The organism is Pseudoalteromonas sp. MB47, assembly GCF_011319765.1.
GTDB classification, from domain to species: domain Bacteria; phylum Pseudomonadota; class Gammaproteobacteria; order Enterobacterales; family Alteromonadaceae; genus Pseudoalteromonas; species Pseudoalteromonas simplex.
In genome coordinates this window covers 152,701-170,134 of record NZ_VFBD01000031.1, presented here as the reverse complement: position 1 = coordinate 170,134, position 17,434 = coordinate 152,701, and the positions used below count along the sequence as shown (strand labels likewise).

At 41.9% G+C, this 17,434-nt stretch carries 18 protein-coding genes; 14 read left to right on the top strand and 4 right to left on the bottom strand.

Features of this window, described 5'->3' with window-relative positions; translation table 11 throughout:
- The first annotated feature begins 113 nt into the window (after positions 1 to 113).
- From IMPJCBKJ_RS19010 to purF, 12 genes are all read left to right on the top strand, one after another.
- Positions 114 to 2,906 carry a monovalent cation/H+ antiporter subunit A gene (locus tag IMPJCBKJ_RS19010; protein WP_054553168.1) on the top strand — a complete coding sequence of 931 codons (2,793 nt, stop codon included), beginning with the start codon at positions 114 to 116 and terminating at the stop codon, positions 2,904 to 2,906.
- A complete protein-coding gene (locus IMPJCBKJ_RS19005) occupies positions 2,906 to 3,250 on the top strand; it encodes a Na+/H+ antiporter subunit C (RefSeq protein ID WP_054553167.1) in 345 nt (114 codons plus the stop codon). Before IMPJCBKJ_RS19010 ends, IMPJCBKJ_RS19005 begins: the two co-directional genes overlap by 1 nt.
- Positions 3,247 to 4,764 carry a monovalent cation/H+ antiporter subunit D gene (locus IMPJCBKJ_RS19000; protein ID WP_138598983.1) on the top strand — a complete coding sequence of 506 codons (1,518 nt, stop codon included), beginning with the start codon at positions 3,247 to 3,249 and terminating at the stop codon, positions 4,762 to 4,764. Before IMPJCBKJ_RS19005 ends, IMPJCBKJ_RS19000 begins: the two co-directional genes overlap by 4 nt.
- A complete protein-coding gene (locus tag IMPJCBKJ_RS18995; RefSeq protein ID WP_054553165.1) occupies positions 4,764 to 5,300 on the top strand; it encodes a Na+/H+ antiporter subunit E in 537 nt (178 codons plus the stop codon). Before IMPJCBKJ_RS19000 ends, IMPJCBKJ_RS18995 begins: the two co-directional genes overlap by 1 nt.
- Positions 5,294 to 5,563: a K+/H+ antiporter subunit F gene (locus IMPJCBKJ_RS18990; RefSeq protein ID WP_054553164.1), complete on the top strand. Its 270-nt coding sequence runs from the start codon at positions 5,294 to 5,296 to the stop codon at positions 5,561 to 5,563. The genes IMPJCBKJ_RS18995 and IMPJCBKJ_RS18990 overlap by 7 nt, the downstream gene beginning before the upstream one ends.
- Before the next feature lie 8 nt (positions 5,564 to 5,571).
- Positions 5,572 to 5,904: a Na+/H+ antiporter subunit G gene (locus IMPJCBKJ_RS18985; RefSeq protein ID WP_054553163.1), complete on the top strand. Its 333-nt coding sequence runs from the start codon at positions 5,572 to 5,574 to the stop codon at positions 5,902 to 5,904.
- 141 nt (positions 5,905 to 6,045) lie between these two features.
- Positions 6,046 to 6,840 carry a tRNA pseudouridine(38-40) synthase TruA gene (gene truA, locus IMPJCBKJ_RS18980; protein ID WP_054553162.1) on the top strand — a complete coding sequence of 265 codons (795 nt, stop codon included), beginning with the start codon at positions 6,046 to 6,048 and terminating at the stop codon, positions 6,838 to 6,840.
- Between the two features lie 158 nt (positions 6,841 to 6,998).
- Complete coding sequence (gene accD, locus IMPJCBKJ_RS18975) at positions 6,999 to 7,874, top strand: acetyl-CoA carboxylase, carboxyltransferase subunit beta (RefSeq protein ID WP_055021719.1); 876 nt, start codon at positions 6,999 to 7,001, stop codon at positions 7,872 to 7,874.
- A 25-nt stretch (positions 7,875 to 7,899) separates the two neighbouring features.
- Positions 7,900 to 9,165 carry a bifunctional tetrahydrofolate synthase/dihydrofolate synthase gene (gene folC / locus IMPJCBKJ_RS18970; protein WP_166341600.1) on the top strand — a complete coding sequence of 422 codons (1,266 nt, stop codon included), beginning with the start codon at positions 7,900 to 7,902 and terminating at the stop codon, positions 9,163 to 9,165.
- An 11-nt stretch (positions 9,166 to 9,176) separates the two neighbouring features.
- Positions 9,177 to 9,830, top strand: coding sequence for an SPOR domain-containing protein (locus IMPJCBKJ_RS18965; protein ID WP_166341598.1), 654 nt, complete (start codon positions 9,177 to 9,179; stop codon positions 9,828 to 9,830).
- A gap of 61 nt (positions 9,831 to 9,891) precedes the next feature.
- Positions 9,892 to 10,386, top strand: a complete 495-nt coding sequence (locus tag IMPJCBKJ_RS18960; RefSeq protein WP_036969851.1) for a CvpA family protein — start codon at positions 9,892 to 9,894, stop codon at positions 10,384 to 10,386.
- Positions 10,387 to 10,404: 18 nt separating this feature from the next.
- A complete protein-coding gene (purF, locus tag IMPJCBKJ_RS18955; RefSeq protein WP_054553158.1) occupies positions 10,405 to 11,931 on the top strand; it encodes an amidophosphoribosyltransferase in 1,527 nt (508 codons plus the stop codon).
- A gap of 82 nt (positions 11,932 to 12,013) precedes the next feature.
- On the opposite strand, the gene IMPJCBKJ_RS18950 is transcribed toward purF, so the two are convergent.
- Positions 12,014 to 12,613 (bottom strand): Yip1 family protein, encoded by a 600-nt coding sequence (locus tag IMPJCBKJ_RS18950; RefSeq protein ID WP_054553157.1) that lies wholly within the window; start codon positions 12,611 to 12,613, stop codon positions 12,014 to 12,016.
- A 230-nt stretch (positions 12,614 to 12,843) separates the two neighbouring features.
- On the opposite strand from IMPJCBKJ_RS18950, the gene miaE reads away from it, so the two are divergent.
- The gene (miaE, locus tag IMPJCBKJ_RS18945) at positions 12,844 to 13,602 is read left to right on the top strand and encodes a tRNA isopentenyl-2-thiomethyl-A-37 hydroxylase MiaE (protein WP_055021736.1); all 759 of its coding nucleotides are present in this window, start codon (positions 12,844 to 12,846) and stop codon (positions 13,600 to 13,602) included.
- A gap of 72 nt (positions 13,603 to 13,674) precedes the next feature.
- Here the strand turns inward: miaE and IMPJCBKJ_RS18940 are convergent, their stop codons facing one another.
- The 3 genes from IMPJCBKJ_RS18940 to IMPJCBKJ_RS18930 form a co-directional block, all read right to left on the bottom strand.
- Complete coding sequence (locus tag IMPJCBKJ_RS18940; protein ID WP_166341596.1) at positions 13,675 to 14,397, bottom strand: transporter substrate-binding domain-containing protein; 723 nt, start codon at positions 14,395 to 14,397, stop codon at positions 13,675 to 13,677.
- Positions 14,398 to 14,517: 120 nt separating this feature from the next.
- The gene (locus tag IMPJCBKJ_RS18935) at positions 14,518 to 15,252 is read right to left on the bottom strand and encodes a UDP-2,3-diacylglucosamine diphosphatase (RefSeq protein WP_166341594.1); all 735 of its coding nucleotides are present in this window, start codon (positions 15,250 to 15,252) and stop codon (positions 14,518 to 14,520) included.
- Positions 15,253 to 15,307: 55 nt separating this feature from the next.
- Positions 15,308 to 15,799 (bottom strand): peptidylprolyl isomerase, encoded by a 492-nt coding sequence (locus IMPJCBKJ_RS18930; RefSeq protein WP_166341592.1) that lies wholly within the window; start codon positions 15,797 to 15,799, stop codon positions 15,308 to 15,310.
- A 177-nt stretch (positions 15,800 to 15,976) separates the two neighbouring features.
- On the opposite strand from IMPJCBKJ_RS18930, the gene cysS reads away from it, so the two are divergent.
- On the top strand, positions 15,977 to 17,356 hold the full coding sequence (gene cysS, locus IMPJCBKJ_RS18925) for a cysteine--tRNA ligase (RefSeq protein ID WP_054553153.1): 1,380 nt from the start codon (positions 15,977 to 15,979) through the stop codon (positions 17,354 to 17,356).
- Positions 17,357 to 17,434 lie beyond the last annotated feature (78 nt).

The window sequence follows — 17,434 nt, the reverse complement described above, 5'->3', positions numbered from 1 at the left end:
TACGCATTGTAAGCTTTTTTTAAGCCAACTTTTAACCATCCAAATGAACAGTACGCAACTAATTAAAACTAGAGCGGTATTGATATTCTTATGACACTAAAAGGCTCCTAATTATGACTTTGCTCTGGATACCCCTGTTATCCTTAATCGGCAGTGTTATTTCATCCTGCACTTCAAAACTAACACGTAACCAAAGCACTGCTTTGACCATGTTAGCGCCTTTGATTGCCCTTGGAATTGTATTTTCGTATACCCCTGCAGTCTTTTCTGGCGAAACAATTCGCTACACTGCTGAGTGGATCCCTCTTTTAAACATGCAAGTCTCGTTTCGACTTGATGGTTTAACGTTACTCTTTCTATATATGATCTTGGGTATCGGTACCCTGGTGATTTTTTATGCGCGTTATTACTTGAGTAGTAGCGACTCAATGCCAAAGCTATACTGCTATTTAATGCTATTTATGACCGCAATGGTCGGCATCGTGATGTCGAATAATGTGATCCAGCTGTGGTTTTTCTGGGAGCTCACCAGTATTAGCTCGTTCTTATTGATTAGCTATTGGTGGCATAAGTCAGAAGCTCGCAAAGGCGCACGCATGGCACTTGCTATTACCGGTGCCGGTGGTCTTGCGTTACTAGCAGGTTTATTACTGATTGGTGATATTGTTGGTAGCTATAATCTTGATGTGATTTTAGCAAGCAAAGCACTTATTCAATCTCATGCACTTTATGAAGCTGCGCTGGTATTAGTGCTTTTAGGTGCATTTACTAAATCTGCACAATTTCCATTTCATTTTTGGTTACCCCATGCGATGGCGGCACCGACACCAGTCAGTGCCTACTTGCACTCTGCAACCATGGTTAAAGCAGGTATCTTTTTATTAGCGCGTTTTTATCCAGCGCTATCAGGCACAGATACTTGGTTTATCTTAGTGGCAATGACGGGTCTGGCGACTTTATTGGTTGGCGCTTACATCGCGTTATTTAAGCATGATTTAAAAGGCTTGCTGGCTTATTCAACAATCAGCCATCTAGGTTTAATTACATTACTCTTAGGCTTAGATACTGAGCTTGCTACAGTGGCTGCTATCTTCCACATCATTAACCACGCAACCTTTAAAGCGTCGTTATTTATGGCAACGGGTATCATTGACCATGAAACTGGCACCCGTGATATGCGTAAACTTAATGGTATGTGGCGCTTTATGCCGTATACCGCCACACTTGCTATGGTGGCAGCGGCAGCCATGGCGGGCGTGCCACTGTTAAATGGTTTCTTGTCGAAAGAAATGTTCTTTGCCGAAACTCTACATCAACAAGTGCTTGGCTCTATGTCGTGGTTAATACCAGTGTTAGCGACGATTGCTGGTGCACTCTCTGTTGCGTATTCAGCACGCTTTATTCACGACGTGTTTTTCAATGGCGACCCAATCGATTTGCCAAAACAGCCTCATGAGCCACCGCGCTATATGCGTGTACCAATCGAAATTTTGGTTGTGCTATGTTTACTCGTTGGTATGTTCCCGCACTTTGCAGTAAGCGATATTTTAGCTGCGGCGTCTTATGCTGTGCTTGGTGATGCTGCCCCTGATTATAAGTTATCAGTATGGCATGGCTTTAACTTACCACTGTTGATGAGCTTTATTGCAACAAGCGTGGGTGTGATGATTTATGTGCAGCGTAAGCATCTGTTCCATTTCCAAGCGTCATTACCAACTCTTAATGCTAAAAAAGGCTTTGAGCGTGGCTTATATAGCTTAATTAAGTGGTCACAAGAAAAGATTAAACGTATCGAAAATGGCTCGTTACAGCGCTATGCCTTTGTAATGATTGCGGTGGTGCTCATGTGTGCGGGCTGGCCTTTATTTGAAATGCGCCAGTTAGCAGGAGCAAGCGAGTTAACGCCAATCGATTTCCACAATGCTATTGGTGCTGGCTTACTAATAATAGGTGCGTTGGCAACGGTTATTTGGCACCGCTCACGAATGATATCTTTGATTATGATTTCAATCGTAGGCCTGATGGTGTCTGTTGCATTTACTCGATTCTCTGCGCCAGATTTAGCGCTAACCCAGTTAACGGTTGAAGTTGTTACCGTAATGCTACTAATGCTTGCACTGTTCTTTTTACCGCAGCGTACTCCGAAAGAATCAAGCTCACTGCGTATTCTGCGTGATTTAGGTATTTCATCGGCAATTGGTGTGGTCGTGGCGAGTATTTGTTATGCACTGCTGACAAGACCACTTGAGTCAATTTCTGACTTCTTTGTTGCTAATGCAAAAACTGGCGGTGGTGGTACTAACGTTGTAAACGTTATCCTCGTTGACTTCAGGGGTTTTGATACCCTAGGTGAGATTACCGTATTGGGTATTGCTGCGTTAGGTATTTATAAGCTTCTTATTAACTTGCCGCTGTTTATGCCAGCAAGTGATAGTGAAGGGCGCCCATGGGCAAGAGAGCGTTACCCAATTCTACTGTCGAGTATTTCACAAAGCTTGTTACCACTTGCATTACTTGTGTCTGCGTATATTTTCTTACGTGGTCATAACTTACCAGGTGGAGGCTTTATTGCCGGACTGGTTACCGCGATTGCATTTATTTTGCAATATATGGCTAATGGTTCGCATTGGATTGCAGACAGATTTGACGTGAATTATCGTAAGATTATTGCGTCAGGTATTGCTATTGCATTATTTACAGGTATTGGAAGTTGGTTCTTTGAACGTCCATTCCTAACAACCTGGTTTGATTATTTTGATATTCCGCTAGTCGGCAAGACAGAACTTGCTAGTGCTATCGTATTTGATTTAGGTGTGTATTTAACTGTTGTAGGTGCAACGCTGATGATTTTAGCAAGTTTAGGTAAATTAACTGCTGATACACCCAAGCAAGAGGTAAATATTTAATGGAAGTATTGTACGCATCATGCGTCGGCGTGCTGGTTGCATGCGGAATTTACTTAATATTGCGGGCTCGTACCTTCCCAGTGGTACTCGGCCTTACTATGTTGTCGTATGCAGTTAACCTGTTTTTATTCTCTTCAGGTCGTTTAACTATTAACAAAGCCGCTGTACTTGGTACAGGTAGTGAGTATGCCGATCCACTCCCTCAAGCATTGGTTTTAACCGCCATTGTAATTGGCTTTGCGATGACCGCTTTTGTGGTTATTTTAGCGATTCGTGGCCGTGCTGACTTGGGTAATGACCATGTTGATGGCCATCTTGTTAAATCATCGAAGGAGCAAAAATGATTCAGCATTTAGCTTCTTTACCGATTTTAATTCCGATGTTGGCAGGCGTTATTTTACTCATGCCGCCATGTGGAAAAAACTTACATATCCGCCGTGTTTCGTCGGTTATTTTGTCGATTGTTACACTCTTGGTCAGTGCTTATTTATTATTTCACGTAAATAGTACTGCACCGCTTGTTTACGCAATTGGTGATTGGTCTGCACCATTTGGTATTGTGCTGGTTGCCGATAGGCTAGCAACGCTACTAGTGCTACTTACCAGTTTCCTTGGTGCGGTCGTAGTGCTTTATAGCTGTGCAGGTGATGATAAAAAAGGGAGCTTTTTCCATCCGTTAGTGCACTTTTTAGTGTTAGGTGTAAATGGTGCCTTTTTAACGGGCGATGTATTTAACCTGTTCGTATTTTTTGAAGTGCTGTTGATTGCTTCGTATTCATTATTGATGCATGCCGGCAATAAACATAGCACCCGAGCTGCACTGCAATACGTCATTTTAAACCTGATTGGTTCAAGCGTATTTTTGATTGCGCTGGGTGTACTTTATGGTGTGCTAGGCACATTGAACATTGCTGATTTAGCGCAAAAAGTACCACAGCTGACGGGTGATGATGTTTACCTTGCTAAAATTGGTGGCTTGCTGTTAATCGTGGTATTTGCGTTAAAAGGCGCGTTATTACCGTTACATTTATGGCTACCGAATACCTACGCCAGTGCAATGCCATTAGTTGCTGCATTATTCGCGATTATGACCAAGGTCGGTGTGTATGCCATGTTGCGCGTGTATACCGTAATATTTGGTGATAATGCTGGTGAGCTTGCTCATATGGCACAGCCTTGGTTATGGGGCTTAGCACTAGCGACCATCGTAATGGGTGGTATTGGTGTATTAGCGAGTCAAGATTTTAGAAAGCTTATTGCGAATCTGGTGGTTGTATCTGTCGGTACTTTAGTGGCACTGGTTGCGATTCAAAATGTTGCTGCAACCGCGGCATTACTATACTACTTAGTGCATTCAACCATTATTTGCGCAGCACTATTCTTAATTGCTGATTTAATTGCTCAACAGCGCGGTAAAGTTGCTGACCGGTTAGTCGCAGGGCGCGCCGTTGCACAGCCATATTTACTTGGTACTTGTTTTGTCGTGGCTGCGCTTGCTGTTGTTGGTATGCCACCGTTATCTGGCTTTGTAGGCAAGGTATGGATTTTAAAGAGCACGCTAGATAGCGAAAAAGCCATGTTGTTTTGGCCAATCTACCTAGTGTCTAGTTTAGCGTTATTAGTGGCGGTTTCACGAGCCGGTACCAGCTTATTTTGGGATCACACCCATAAAGACAGTGAAGCAATTGAAGGCACCAAAGCACACCCTGTTAAAGTGATAGCTGTAGTTGCATTACTTGCGTGTTCACCATTAATGGTTGTATTTGCAGGACCGATTTCAGACTATATGTTAGCAACATCAGAGCAGTTGTTTGATATCAACACTAGCATCAACGCTGTATTACAAGGAGGCCAATAATGCGTTTAGAAGCTCGCTTTCGTTGGTTGCCAACACCATTTCGCAGTGTTTTATTATTCATTGTATGGTTGTTGTTAAATAATAGTGTGTCGCCAGGACACCTGTTTTTAGCTGCATTTTTTGCTATTACTATTCCGTGGATCACATTCCCATTTCGCGATCCACAGCCGCTTATTGTAAGGCCAGGTCTTGCGTTTAGGCACTTATTGTTAGTGCTGTACGATATTGTTACTGCTAACTTACAAGTTGCTCTGTTGATCCTTGGACCAACGAAAAAGTTACGCCCAGGTTTTATCAAAGTACCATTGGATTTAAGCCATGAAATGCCAATCACTATTTTGGCCAGCACAGTATCTTTAACACCAGGTACAGTGAGCGCAGAGGTTTATCCTATTCCTGAGTCACTCGAAGAGGGCGAAGAAATTCAGCAGCGCTACTTATTGATCCATGTACTCGATTTAGCTGATGAACAAGCGTTAATTAATACTATTAAGCAGCGCTACGAAGCACCGCTTAAGGAGATTTTTCGATGCTAGATACCGTTTTTCTAATTGTTTTTGCAATGATAGCCATATCTTTATTGTTAAACCTATGGCGTTTAATTGTTGGGCCGTCGGTACCTGATCGTATATTGGCTTTAGATACTATGTTCATAAATACCATTGCTTTAATTATTCTGTATGGCATGAGCATGGGCACCGATTTATATTTTGAAGCCGCATTATTAATCGCCATGCTTGGCTTTGTGAGCACTGTAGCGGTATGTAAATACCTGCTGCGTGGCGATATTATTGAATAAGGTAGCAAATGATGAGTGAATGGATTGTATCAATCTTATTATTAATTGGTGGTTGCTTTATTCTTATAGGTTCAATCGGACTTGTGAAAATGCCTGACTTTTTTATGCGTTTGCACGGTCCAACTAAAGCGACAACGCTTGGCATGGCATCACTGCTAATTGCTGCCATGGTGTATTTTAGCTACACCCACGATGGCATCAGTGTGAAAGAAATTTTGATTTCAATTTTCTTACTGATCACCGCACCTATTAGCGGCTATATGCTGATCAAATCAGCCATCCACCACAAGCTTCGTGCTAAAGATGGCACCAAGGGCCTCGATAACATCGAAGAAGATTAATACTAGCTCGCAACAATAGTTAAGCGAGTTGGTGTGATATCTGAGTAACCAGAACAATGTGATCTACGACAGTGGCTTTTATTGCGCTCGTAGATCGCATAAAATGCCCCGTCATTTAGTACAGTAGGTAAATAGAGCATTATGCGAGTAGCACTTGGAGTAGAGTACAACGGCGCGCGTTACAGTGGTTGGCAACGTCAATCACACGTCAATAGCGTACAACAAGAAGTAGAAACGGCGTTGTCGCGTATTTGTAATCATCCAGTCGAAATTGTTTGTGCAGGCCGCACCGATGCGGGTGTACATGGCACTGGGCAGGTGATCCATTTTGATACTCACGCTGAGCGTGAAATGGTCGCGTTTACGATGGGTATGAATACCTTACTGCCAAAAGATATTGCTATTCGCTTTGCCAAGCCTGTAAGCGAAGACTTTCACGCTCGTTTTAGTGCCACAGCGCGTCGTTATCGCTATGTGATTTATAATTACACCTATCGCGGCGCTATCATGAGTGAAGGGGTGACCCATTTTCATCACCCATTAGACGAAACTAAAATGCAAGAAGCCTGTCAGTATTTAATAGGTGAGCATGACTTTACTTCGTTTAGAGCACTACACTGCCAAGCAAATACAGCAAATCGTACTATTCACCATTTATCGGTAAAACGCCAAGGTGATTATGTGATCATTGATATCAAAGCCAATGCGTTTTTACATCACATGGTACGAAACATTACCGGGTGTTTGATGGACATAGGTTTACATAAGCATGAACCTGTGTGGTTAAAAGAATTACTTGATTTAAAAGAGCGCGCTAAGGCAAGTGCAACAGCAAAAGCCGCTGGCCTTTACTTAGTTGACGTGGATTACCCTGAACATTTTGGCATTCCTAAAACACCATTAGGGCCTTTGTTTTTACCTGATTCAGACAGTTAGACTTTAGTAGACTACTACTAAGACCAGTTTTTTATATCGTCTGCGGGTAATTCATGTTTTAATTGAAAAAATCTGTCTGTTTATTTGTTATCAGAAACACAAGCGAGTGTTTTCAATTAAACAGACTGCGACACAGAACAGCATTAAGAGAGTTGCAAATGAGTTGGTTAGAAAAAATCTTACCTAAAACGACTAAATCATCAGGTCGTAAAGAAATCCCAGAAGGGGTTTGGGCTAAGTGTACAGACTGTGATTCAATTTTATATAAAGCAGAATTAGAAAAAGCACTCAACGTGTGTCCTAAGTGTGATCACCACATGCGTTTAAGTGGCCGTAAACGTCTTGAAAACTTTTTAGATGATGCTGATCGCCAAGAAATTGGTGCAGAGCACGAACCAAAAGACGTATTAAAGTTTAAAGATTCTAAAAAATATTCTGACCGTATTACCCAAGCACAAAAAGCAAGCGGCGAAAAAGACGCACTTGTAGCAATGAAAGGCCGCCTAAAAGGTATTCCTGTTGCTGCTGTTGCTTTTGAGTTCTCGTTTATGGGTGGTTCAATGGCGTCAGTAGTAGGTGCTCGTTTTGTTGAAGCTGTAGATCAATGTTTAGAGCACGACATGCCACTTATTTGTTTCTCTGCATCAGGCGGCGCACGTATGCAAGAAGCTCTTATGTCATTAATGCAAATGGCTAAAACAAGTGCTGCACTTGCAAAAATGAGCGAAAAAGGCTTACCGTTTATTTCAGTATTAACTGATCCAACAATGGGTGGTGTATCTGCATCACTGGCAATGCTTGGTGATGTAAACGTTGCTGAACCTAAAGCGCTTATCGGTTTTGCGGGTCCTCGCGTAATTGAGCAAACAGTTCGTGAAACGCTTCCTGAAGGTTTCCAACGCAGTGAATTCTTGCTAGAGCATGGTGCAATCGACATGATTGTAGACCGCCGTGAAATGCGTGACACCCTTGCACGTATCTTAGCGAAATTTATGAACTTGCCTTCTACTGAACAAGAGCATAGAGTAGCGTAAATTTCAGCTTAACTGATTAAACGCTATGACAGAAATCCTTCCTAGCCAATCATCAAGCCTTGATGATTGGCTTTGTTATTTAGAAAGTGTCCATCCTGCTAATATCGAAATGGGTTTAGAGCGCGTAGAGCGCGTGGCAAACCAAGTTGGCTTACTCGATACATCAAGCAAAATAATCCTCATTGCAGGCACCAACGGTAAAGGGACTACAGCCCGTTGCCTAGAAAGTTTATTACTTGCACAGGGTTACAGTGTGGGTACTTATGCTTCGCCGCATCTTATTCGTTATAACGAGCGCGTACGCATTAATGGCCAAGAGCTTGACGATCAATTCCATGTTGATGCTTTCGATATGCTTGAAAAAGGCCGTAGTGACACGCAGCTTACTTATTTTGAGTACGGTACCTTAGGTGCACTGGCTATTTTCAAACGTCACGCCGTTGATTATGTGCTGCTAGAAGTGGGGCTGGGTGGCCGTTTTGATGCGACTAATATCGTGAATCCGCATGCTTGTGTGATCACCACCATAGATTTAGACCATAAAGAATACCTAGGTGATACTCGAGAACTTGTTGGTTACGATAAAGCCGGTATTTTCCGTACCAACACACCAGCTATTGTTGGCGATTTAGCGATTCCGCATACAGTGACTGATTATGGTAATGAAATTAACGCTGATATGGTGTTATCAGGCCGTGACTTCATATTCACAGAAGACAGTGAAGGCTTTAACTGGCAGTACCAAGGTAAAGATTGGCGCTTAGCTAAGCCTGCTATCCCTTGTCAAAATGCAGCAACCGCGTTGACCTTACTTGCAAAGCTTGAGCTACTACCAAGCGAGCAACAAGTGCGTGATTGCTTAGCGAATCTGACTGTAGAAGGGCGCTTTCAGCAGTTAAGTGAGCAGCCGCTTATTTTTACCGATGTTGCGCATAACCCTGAGTCAGCTCGATATTTGGCACGCAAATTAAGCGTGTATAAAGATCAAGGGTTTAAAATTCATGCATTAGTCGCTATGCTTGCAGATAAAGATAAGGTGGCTGCTATGTCAGCCGTGGCAAATGTTGTTGACCAGTGGTCGTTAGCAAGTTTAGATTGTTTTCGCGGCGATAAAGTTGAGAATCTTGCTAAAGCACTAGCCGAAACCACATCAACAGCGCCTAGTACGCACTATGAGAGTGTTGAAACTGCGCTAGATACGTTATTACCAAATGTTGATGAAAACACGTTAGTGATTGTGTTCGGTTCGTTTATAACTGTGGCTGCAGCCATCAATTACTTTAAAAAATAGAGAGGAAATCGGTGAACGCAGGGTTTATTAATCGCTTAGTAGGCACCACGATTGTGGTTGTGGCGGCTATTGTCTTCATTCCAAACATTTTGGATGGTGAGAAGGTTCATTATAAAGAAGGCTTTAAAGCTATTCCTGAACGCCCTGAGTTCACTACGATAGACTTGCAAGAGGTGATTGATAATAAAGTCGCCTCTGCTGAGCAACCTTCGCAAATCCCGGTTGAAGATACGCAAGCAAACGACGCTGATCTTGTCGCAAATGAAACCCAGCAAATTGATACTGCGCCGCAAATGGTTGAAGCTTCTATCGATGAGCCGGTAATTAACAAAGCTGAGCCAAAAGTTGCAGTGCAAGAGCCTGCCAAGCCAGTCGCTAAAACCCCTGAGCCAACCCGTAAGCCAGAAGAAAACCTCACACAAATGGCTTATGTTATTCAACTGGGTAGTTTTTCTCACGCACCTAATGTGAAATCACTGCAAGAAAAATTAAAAGCGAATGGTTTCAAAACCTTTACGCGTCCAATCAAAACCCCGAACGGCACACTGACAAAAGTCTTTGTAGGTCCTTCACTTAGCAAGAAAGAGTTAGAAAGTAAGCTTCCTGAGTTAAAGCAGTTAACCAAGTTAAACGGCAAAGTTACTCAGTTTGAAATTACAAAATGATCTGGTATTTTGAGTATACCTCTTATAGAATGCGCCCCAAATTAACGACTAGTTGGTTCTTATGATCTGGGTTGATTACGCCATACTTGGCATTATTGCACTATCCACTATCATCGGCTTAATACGTGGCTTTGTAAAAGAAGCAATGTCATTAGCTGTATGGGCTGGCGCATTTATCATCTCTAGTTTGTTTTACCAATATTTAGCATCCTTCCTAACAAGTATTTCAGAACCCCTTTTAAGAAATGCAGCCGCAATAGCCATATTATTCTTTGCGACACTCCTGTTGGGTGGGTTACTAAACTATATTTTAGGTGAACTTGTACAACGTACTGGTTTATCTGGCACAGACCGTGTTTTCGGCATAGTGTTTGGTGCTCTTCGTGGCGTGTTGGTCGTAAGCGCGTTACTCTTCTTTCTTGATGCTTTTACCGGTGCACCTAATACGCATTGGTGGGGCAACTCTATTTTGATTCCAGAATTTGGCTTTGTTGTTGAGTGGTTCTTCTCGTACCTCGAAAACAACTCGAGCTTTTTAAATTCTGTAAACCGTTAATCGGCGAGGATAAATTTAATGTGTGGTATCGTTGGCATAGTCGGAACTTCTCCTGTTAATCAGGCGTTATATGACGGCTTAACTGTTTTGCAACACCGCGGTCAAGATGCAGCTGGCATCATTACCATTGAAAACAACACGTTTAGCTTACGTAAAGCCAATGGCCTTGTAAAAGATGTATTTCATACCCGTCATATGAAACGTCTGCAAGGTACAATTGGTATTGGCCATGTTCGCTACCCGACAGCTGGTTCTTCTAGCTCGTCTGAAGCGCAACCTTTCTATGTTAACTCGCCATTTGGTATCGCACTTGCGCACAATGGTAACTTAACAAACGCAGAAGCATTAAAGCAGCAATTATTTTCAGAAGCTCGCCGTCATGTTAATACAACATCTGACTCTGAAATTTTACTTAACATCGTGGCACATGAGTTAAGCAAATCAAATAAGCTAAAACTTGATGCTGAAGATATCTTCACTGCGATTACTGAAGTGAATAATAAAGTAACCGGTGGTTACGCAACGATTGCAATGATCATTGGTCACGGTATTGTTGCGTTTCGTGATCCGAACGGTATTCGCCCATTAGTATTTGGTAAGCGTGAAACTGCAAATGGTACTGAGTACATGTTTGCATCAGAAAGCGTTGCTTTAAAAACAGATGGCTTTGAGTTTGTACGTGACGTTGCACCAGGTGAAGCAATTTACGTAACTGAAGATGGTCAACTTTTCTCACAAGCGTGTGCTGAAAAAGCAACTTACTCGCCGTGTATCTTTGAGTTTGTTTACTTTGCACGCCCAGATTCAACAATTGACCGTATGTCTGTTTATGCAACACGTGTAAACATGGGTACTAAGTTAGGTGAGAAAATCGCACGTGAATGGGCTGACAAAGACATCGACGTGGTTATTCCAATTCCAGAAACATCATGTGACGTAGCACTTGAGATTGCATCAGCGCTTAACCTGCCATACCGCCAAGGTTTTGTTAAAAACCGCTACATTGGCCGCACGTTTATCATGCCAGGTCAAGAAATGCGTAAGAAGTCAGTTCGTCAAAAACTGAATGCCATTGACCGTGAGTTCAAAGGTAAAAACGTATTACTTGTTGATGACTCAATTGTTCGTGGTACAACGTCAGCGCAAATCGTTGAGATGGCTCGTGAGTCAGGTGCGAAGAACGTTTACTTCGCATCAGCAGCGCCAGAGATTCGTTTTCCGAACGTTTACGGTATTGATATGCCATCGGCAGCTGAGCTAATTGCTCATGGCCGTGAAGTTGAAGATATCAACGCCAGCATTGGTGCAGATGGTCTTATCTATCAATCGCTAGATGACTTAATCTCAGCAGTAAGCCAAGAAAACCCAGAAATCACCCGTTTTGAAACATCAGTATTCGATGGTCAATACATCACCGGTGATATCGACCAAGATTACCTAAACCACATTGACCGTTTACGTAATGATTCAGCGAAATCAACCCGTGAAAACGCCATGTCAGCGAGTTTAGAGTTGCACAATCAAGAAGAGAACAGTGCTGATTAATCAGCCTTGATTTGATTGGTATAAAAAAGGAGCTTCACAGCTCCTTTTTTGTTTATGGAAAGAAAGGAAAATAACAATGAACTCAAGTAAACATAGGGTGGACAATTCCGTTAGTCCATAAAATAGCTGTGGCAGCTAAAATAATTACCAATAAAATCAGCCCGCACGTGACTACTGAACTGGCATAGATAAAACCTCGTTCTTCAGGAATGTGCATTAAAATTGGCACCCCTGTGTAGAGTAAGTAAACTGAGTAGGCTAGTGCTACAAGACCTACACACACCACAAACCATAGCTCAGGTAAGAATGCCGCAAATGAAGACATAAATACTGGCGTGGCTGTATACGCAGCAAGTTCTAGGGTTTGTGTAAAGGTGGGTTTTGCACCAAAGGTCACTGCCATCCAATGAGCTAAGTATGCAAGTGCAAACACGCCCGCAATTAGTGCAAAGTACATCGCAACCGCGATAAGTAATGCACTATCATGGGTTAAATATACTGCTTCACCTGCGCCAATACTCCAGCCCAAATAAACTGATGAATAGTAGCCCATGAGTGAAGGGATACAAGCAATTAATAAAATGTGCGATAAGCTATAGCGCAAGCTTTCGTGACGGTTATCAATTGTCTGCCATTCTTCGAGTGGGTGAGCGTATAAGCCCCATAAGTGGTTTAGAATCATAATTATTGCCCCTGTAAAAAAGGAATATGAGCTGCTTTATTTTTGTACAGCTTTGATTAAGTTATGGTTCAGTAATTAAATCTTGTCAAGAAGCTGAAATAATCGATATAGCCGATTAAATGTAACTCTTTAGTGCATATAGAAAATTACTTTGCACTGATGTGGGTCATGGAATGCGGGCTAATTTATGTGATAAAATCGAATTAAGATTTTTGATGAGAAGTTATTCAGTGCCTTATTCTGATTTATTAGCGCCCATTCATTCTTTTTTAAAGTGCGAAACGCCTGATGAGTGGATTGCTGCGGCAACCAAAAAAGAAAACTTAGATGTGGTTTTAATTGATCACCTAATTTGTGAATTAAAAGCAGCTCAGTCTGCGATGTTTTTAATTCGTAAGTATGCAGTTGATAAAGAAAGTAGTGATGCGTTGCTTGAGTGGTTAAAACCCTTTGAAACGCTTGTTTATAAGCGTGAAGGGGATTGGCGAGAGCTTGCAGATAAAAACAAGCTGACTAAATCAATGATCCCAAAATCGAATTCACCTTATGGGCAAGACCTTATCGATAAAATGGTGATGCTTATAAAAGAAGAGCTCCATCACTTTTATCAAGTGCTTGAGATCATGGATGAATACGGCATTGAATATAAAAGCATTACCCCATGTCGTTATGCCAAAGGAATGCTGCGCCATGTAAAAACTTACGAGCCTGATGCTTTGGTAGATAAATTAATTATCGGTGCTTACATCGAAGCCCGCTCATGCGAGCGTTTTGCTAAATTAGCCCCGCATGTTGATAAGCGATTAGGTGACTTTTATATTTCACTACTGCGCTCTGAAGCGCGTCATTACCAAGACTATTTAACTCTTGCACAAGAAATCAGTGAGTTTGATATCACTGAGCGTGTGGAATTTTTTGGTCAGCTTGAAGCTGAGCTTATATCAACTCCTGACGAAGACTTTAAATTTCATAGTGGTGTGCCAGCTTAGGTAAGCTTTTTTGAGTACCTATGTATTACAAGTAAGCTCAGTTCCTTAAAATTTGAATTCTTATTACCGCAACTAGCGCAGGTTTCTGCTTAATAATTGAGTTAATTGACGAGTTTGCTCGTCAGTAAACTCATAGCTTTGAAGAATTTCTTCTAGTTCACCTGAAGCAACAATCGCTTTTAGACCTAAATGTAAGCTACGTTGAAATTGCTTTGCTTGGGGATGATGTTTGTCGCTGATCACGTGTAAATTTTGCGTAGCTAAAGCCGGGGTAATATATTCAACTTCTACTTGCTTTGCTTGTTGTAACCGCTCGCTGTTGCTGAGCCAATACAAAGCGACTTCTTTTGTGCCTGCAACTAAATCAACGCGGCCATGTTTTAGTAGTAATAAGCTATCAATTAAGCTATCAGTGGTTGTTACAGTAAGCTCTGGGTGTTGTTCAAACTCTGGGCTAACTGCATAGTCTTCTCCTTTACTAATCGTATAGGGTTTTAGTGAATATAGTGAGCCAGTAAAAGTTATCTCGCTGCCTGCGCGTTTAAAAAGTACTGTGTGAGCTGTCGCAAGAGGTTGTGAATAAATAAAGCTTCGCGTTCTTAACTCAGTATAATAAGCTCCGAGTACTGCCACACGTCTATGTCGTTTTGCCAGTTTTAATGCTCGAGCCCATTGAGTATATTCGATAGAGGCTTTTTGATTTTGTGTTTTCAGTGCTGCGATGATCACTTCATGAAGCCAGCCAGGCTTGTGTTGTTCACCAATAAAATAGGGTGGGAATGGTTCAGTGACCAATTGCCAAGTTTGGCAGTGGACTGAAAAGCTGAACAGTAAACAGCAACAGAAAAGGCTTAATCGGTTCATAAACAGAGAAGGTATTTAACATTACTGTTTACAGCATAGTTAAAAATACGCTTATTTAAAGGGCGTATGGACTAGTTTTTGTTTTTCAGGAGTAGCTCTTAAGTATGAACCTTGTTCATACCAGTCACCCAGTACAGTGCGGGTTAGCGTTTTACCATTTATATTATAGTGATGTACATTGGGGCGGTGGGTATGACCGTGGATCATATTAGCAACCTGATGCTTTTCAAACATGGCTAGTACTGCATCTTCAGTTACATCTAAAATCTCTAACGCTTTGCCAGCTTGGCTTTGTTTTGATTTTTCGCGGGCGTTACGGGCAATCCTTTTGCGATACCAAAGCGGCATAGCAAGCATTAATTTTGGCCACCACCAACCACGGCTTTTTTTACGAAACTTCTGATATTCAATATCTTGAGTGCACATTTCATCACCGTGCAAGATAACTGTTGGAGTACCGTATAAATCAATAACAACTTGTTCAGGTAGTAAAGTCATACTTGCGCTTTTTGCATAGTCTTCTCGCATAATGAAATCGCGATTACCATGGATAAAAAACACCTCAGTACCACTTTCACTGACTTGGCTTAAACGTGCGGCAACACTCTTTGAAAGGTCAGTTTGATAGTCATCACCGACCCATACTTCAAAAAAATCACCCAAAATATACAGCGCATCAACGTCATCATTAATAATCTTGTTATCAAGAAAATCAAAAAATGCCGCAGTGATGTCTGGGCGGTTTTCTGTTAAATGGAGATCGGCAATAAAATAACTTTGTTTCATGGTTACTCGCAAAAAAGCGGGCAACAGGCCCGCTCAAAAAGACTAAACGATTAAATTAGCTAACCGTTACTTTTTCGATGATAACATCTTCAAGAGGTACGTCTTGGTGGAAACCAGCGCTGCCAGTAGCAACACCTTTGATTTTGTTTACCACGTCCATACCTTCAACAACTTCTGCGAACACGCAGTAGCCCCAGCCTTGTGATGTTTCACTGCTGAAGTTTAAGAAGTCATTGTCGTTAACGTTAATGAAGAACTGCGCAGTTGCTGAATGTGGATCCGGCGTACGTGCCATTGCTAATGTGCCCACTTTATTTGCAAGGCCGTTGTTTGCTTCATTTTCGATAGGGTTGTTTACTTCTTTTTGAACTATACCCGGCTCAAAACCACCGCCTTGTACCATAAAACCATCGATTACACGGTGGAAGATAGTACCGTTGTAAAAGCCAGCGCTGGCATACTCTAAGAAGTTTTTAACTGTGTTTGGTGCATCGCTTTCGTGCATCTTGATAGTGATGTCACCAAAGTTTGTGTGTAGTACAACCATGAGGTTTCCTATATCAGGTTTAATAATGGGGCTATTTTATAGTAGTTGTGTTTGATTAACAAAGAGCTTGTTTAAAACGATTAACAAACTGCTTATTCAATTGATAAAGCGCTAGAGCAGCGGCTTTGCAAGTGTTACCATAGAGAATCTCGAAACACCGTTAAGGACATTTTATAAATGGTACAAATTTACAACACACTTACGCGACAAAAAGAGCAGTTTAAACCCCTTGTTGATGGCAAAATCGACATGTACGTGTGTGGTATCACCATTTATGATTACTGTCACATTGGTCACGCTCGTACTTTCGTTGGTTTTGACGTGATTGTGCGTTACCTACGCCACATAGGTTACGATTTAAAATACGTTCGTAACATCACTGATGTTGATGACAAAATCATTAAGCGTGCTAACGAAAATGGTGAGTCAATTAATGACTTAACGACTCGTATGACTAAAGCCATGCATGAAGATTTCGACAGCTTAAATATGCTGCGTCCGGATGTTGAGCCTACAGTAACAAACCATATGGATGAAATCATCGCGATGGTTGAGCGTCTAATTGCTAAAGGCCATGCGTATGTTGCTGCAGATGGTGATGTATTGTTTGACGTATCAACCTTTGAGCAATACGGTGCTTTATCACAACAAGACCTAACCATGCTACAGGCTGGTTCACGTGTTGAAGTTGCACAAGATAAGCAAGATCCACTTGATTTCGTGCTTTGGAAAAAAGCCAAGCCAGAAGAGCCGTCATGGTCTTCACCATGGGGTGAGGGTCGTCCTGGTTGGCATATCGAATGTTCAGCAATGAGCTCTAAGCACTTAGGCGAACATTTTGATATTCACGGTGGTGGTTCAGATTTACAGTTCCCGCACCATGAAAACGAAATTGCTCAGTCATGCTGTGCAAATAACGGCAAGTACGTGAATACGTGGATCCACACAGGGATGGTACAGGTTAATAAAGAGAAGATGTCTAAGTCATTAAACAACTTCTTTACCGTACGTGACGTATTAAAAGAGTACGATGCTGAATCAGTTCGTTATTTCTTAATATCAGGTCATTACCGTAGCCAGCTTAACTATTCGCAAGAAAACCTTGAGCAAGCACGTTCGTCACTTGAACGTATTTACACTGCACTGCGCGGGGTAACGCCAATCGAATGCGATTTAGCTAGCAATGAATATGTGGCTAAATTCAGAAAAGCGATGGATGATGACTTCAACACACCAGAAGCACTACCCGTGTTGTTTGAACTAGCAAAAGAGCTAAACCGTGTTAAAGACAGCGATGCAGAGCAAGCTGGTAAGCTCGCTTATGTACTACGCAGTGTTGCAGAGGTATTAGGGGTAGCACAACAAGATCCAGAAGCCTTTTTACAAGGTGGCCAAGCTGATGATGAAGTAGCACACATCGAAGCGTTAATAGCAAAACGTAATGAAGCCCGCGCAAACAAAGATTGGGCGGCAGCTGATGAAGCCCGCGATGCATTGAATGCACTTGGTGTGGTACTCGAAGATTCTGCTGGTAAAACAACGTGGCGTAAAGCCTAAGTATCCATCGAAAGATAACTCATTAAAAAAGGTTGCCAACGAGGCAACCTTTTTTGTTTTTAACTCGATACAGCTATT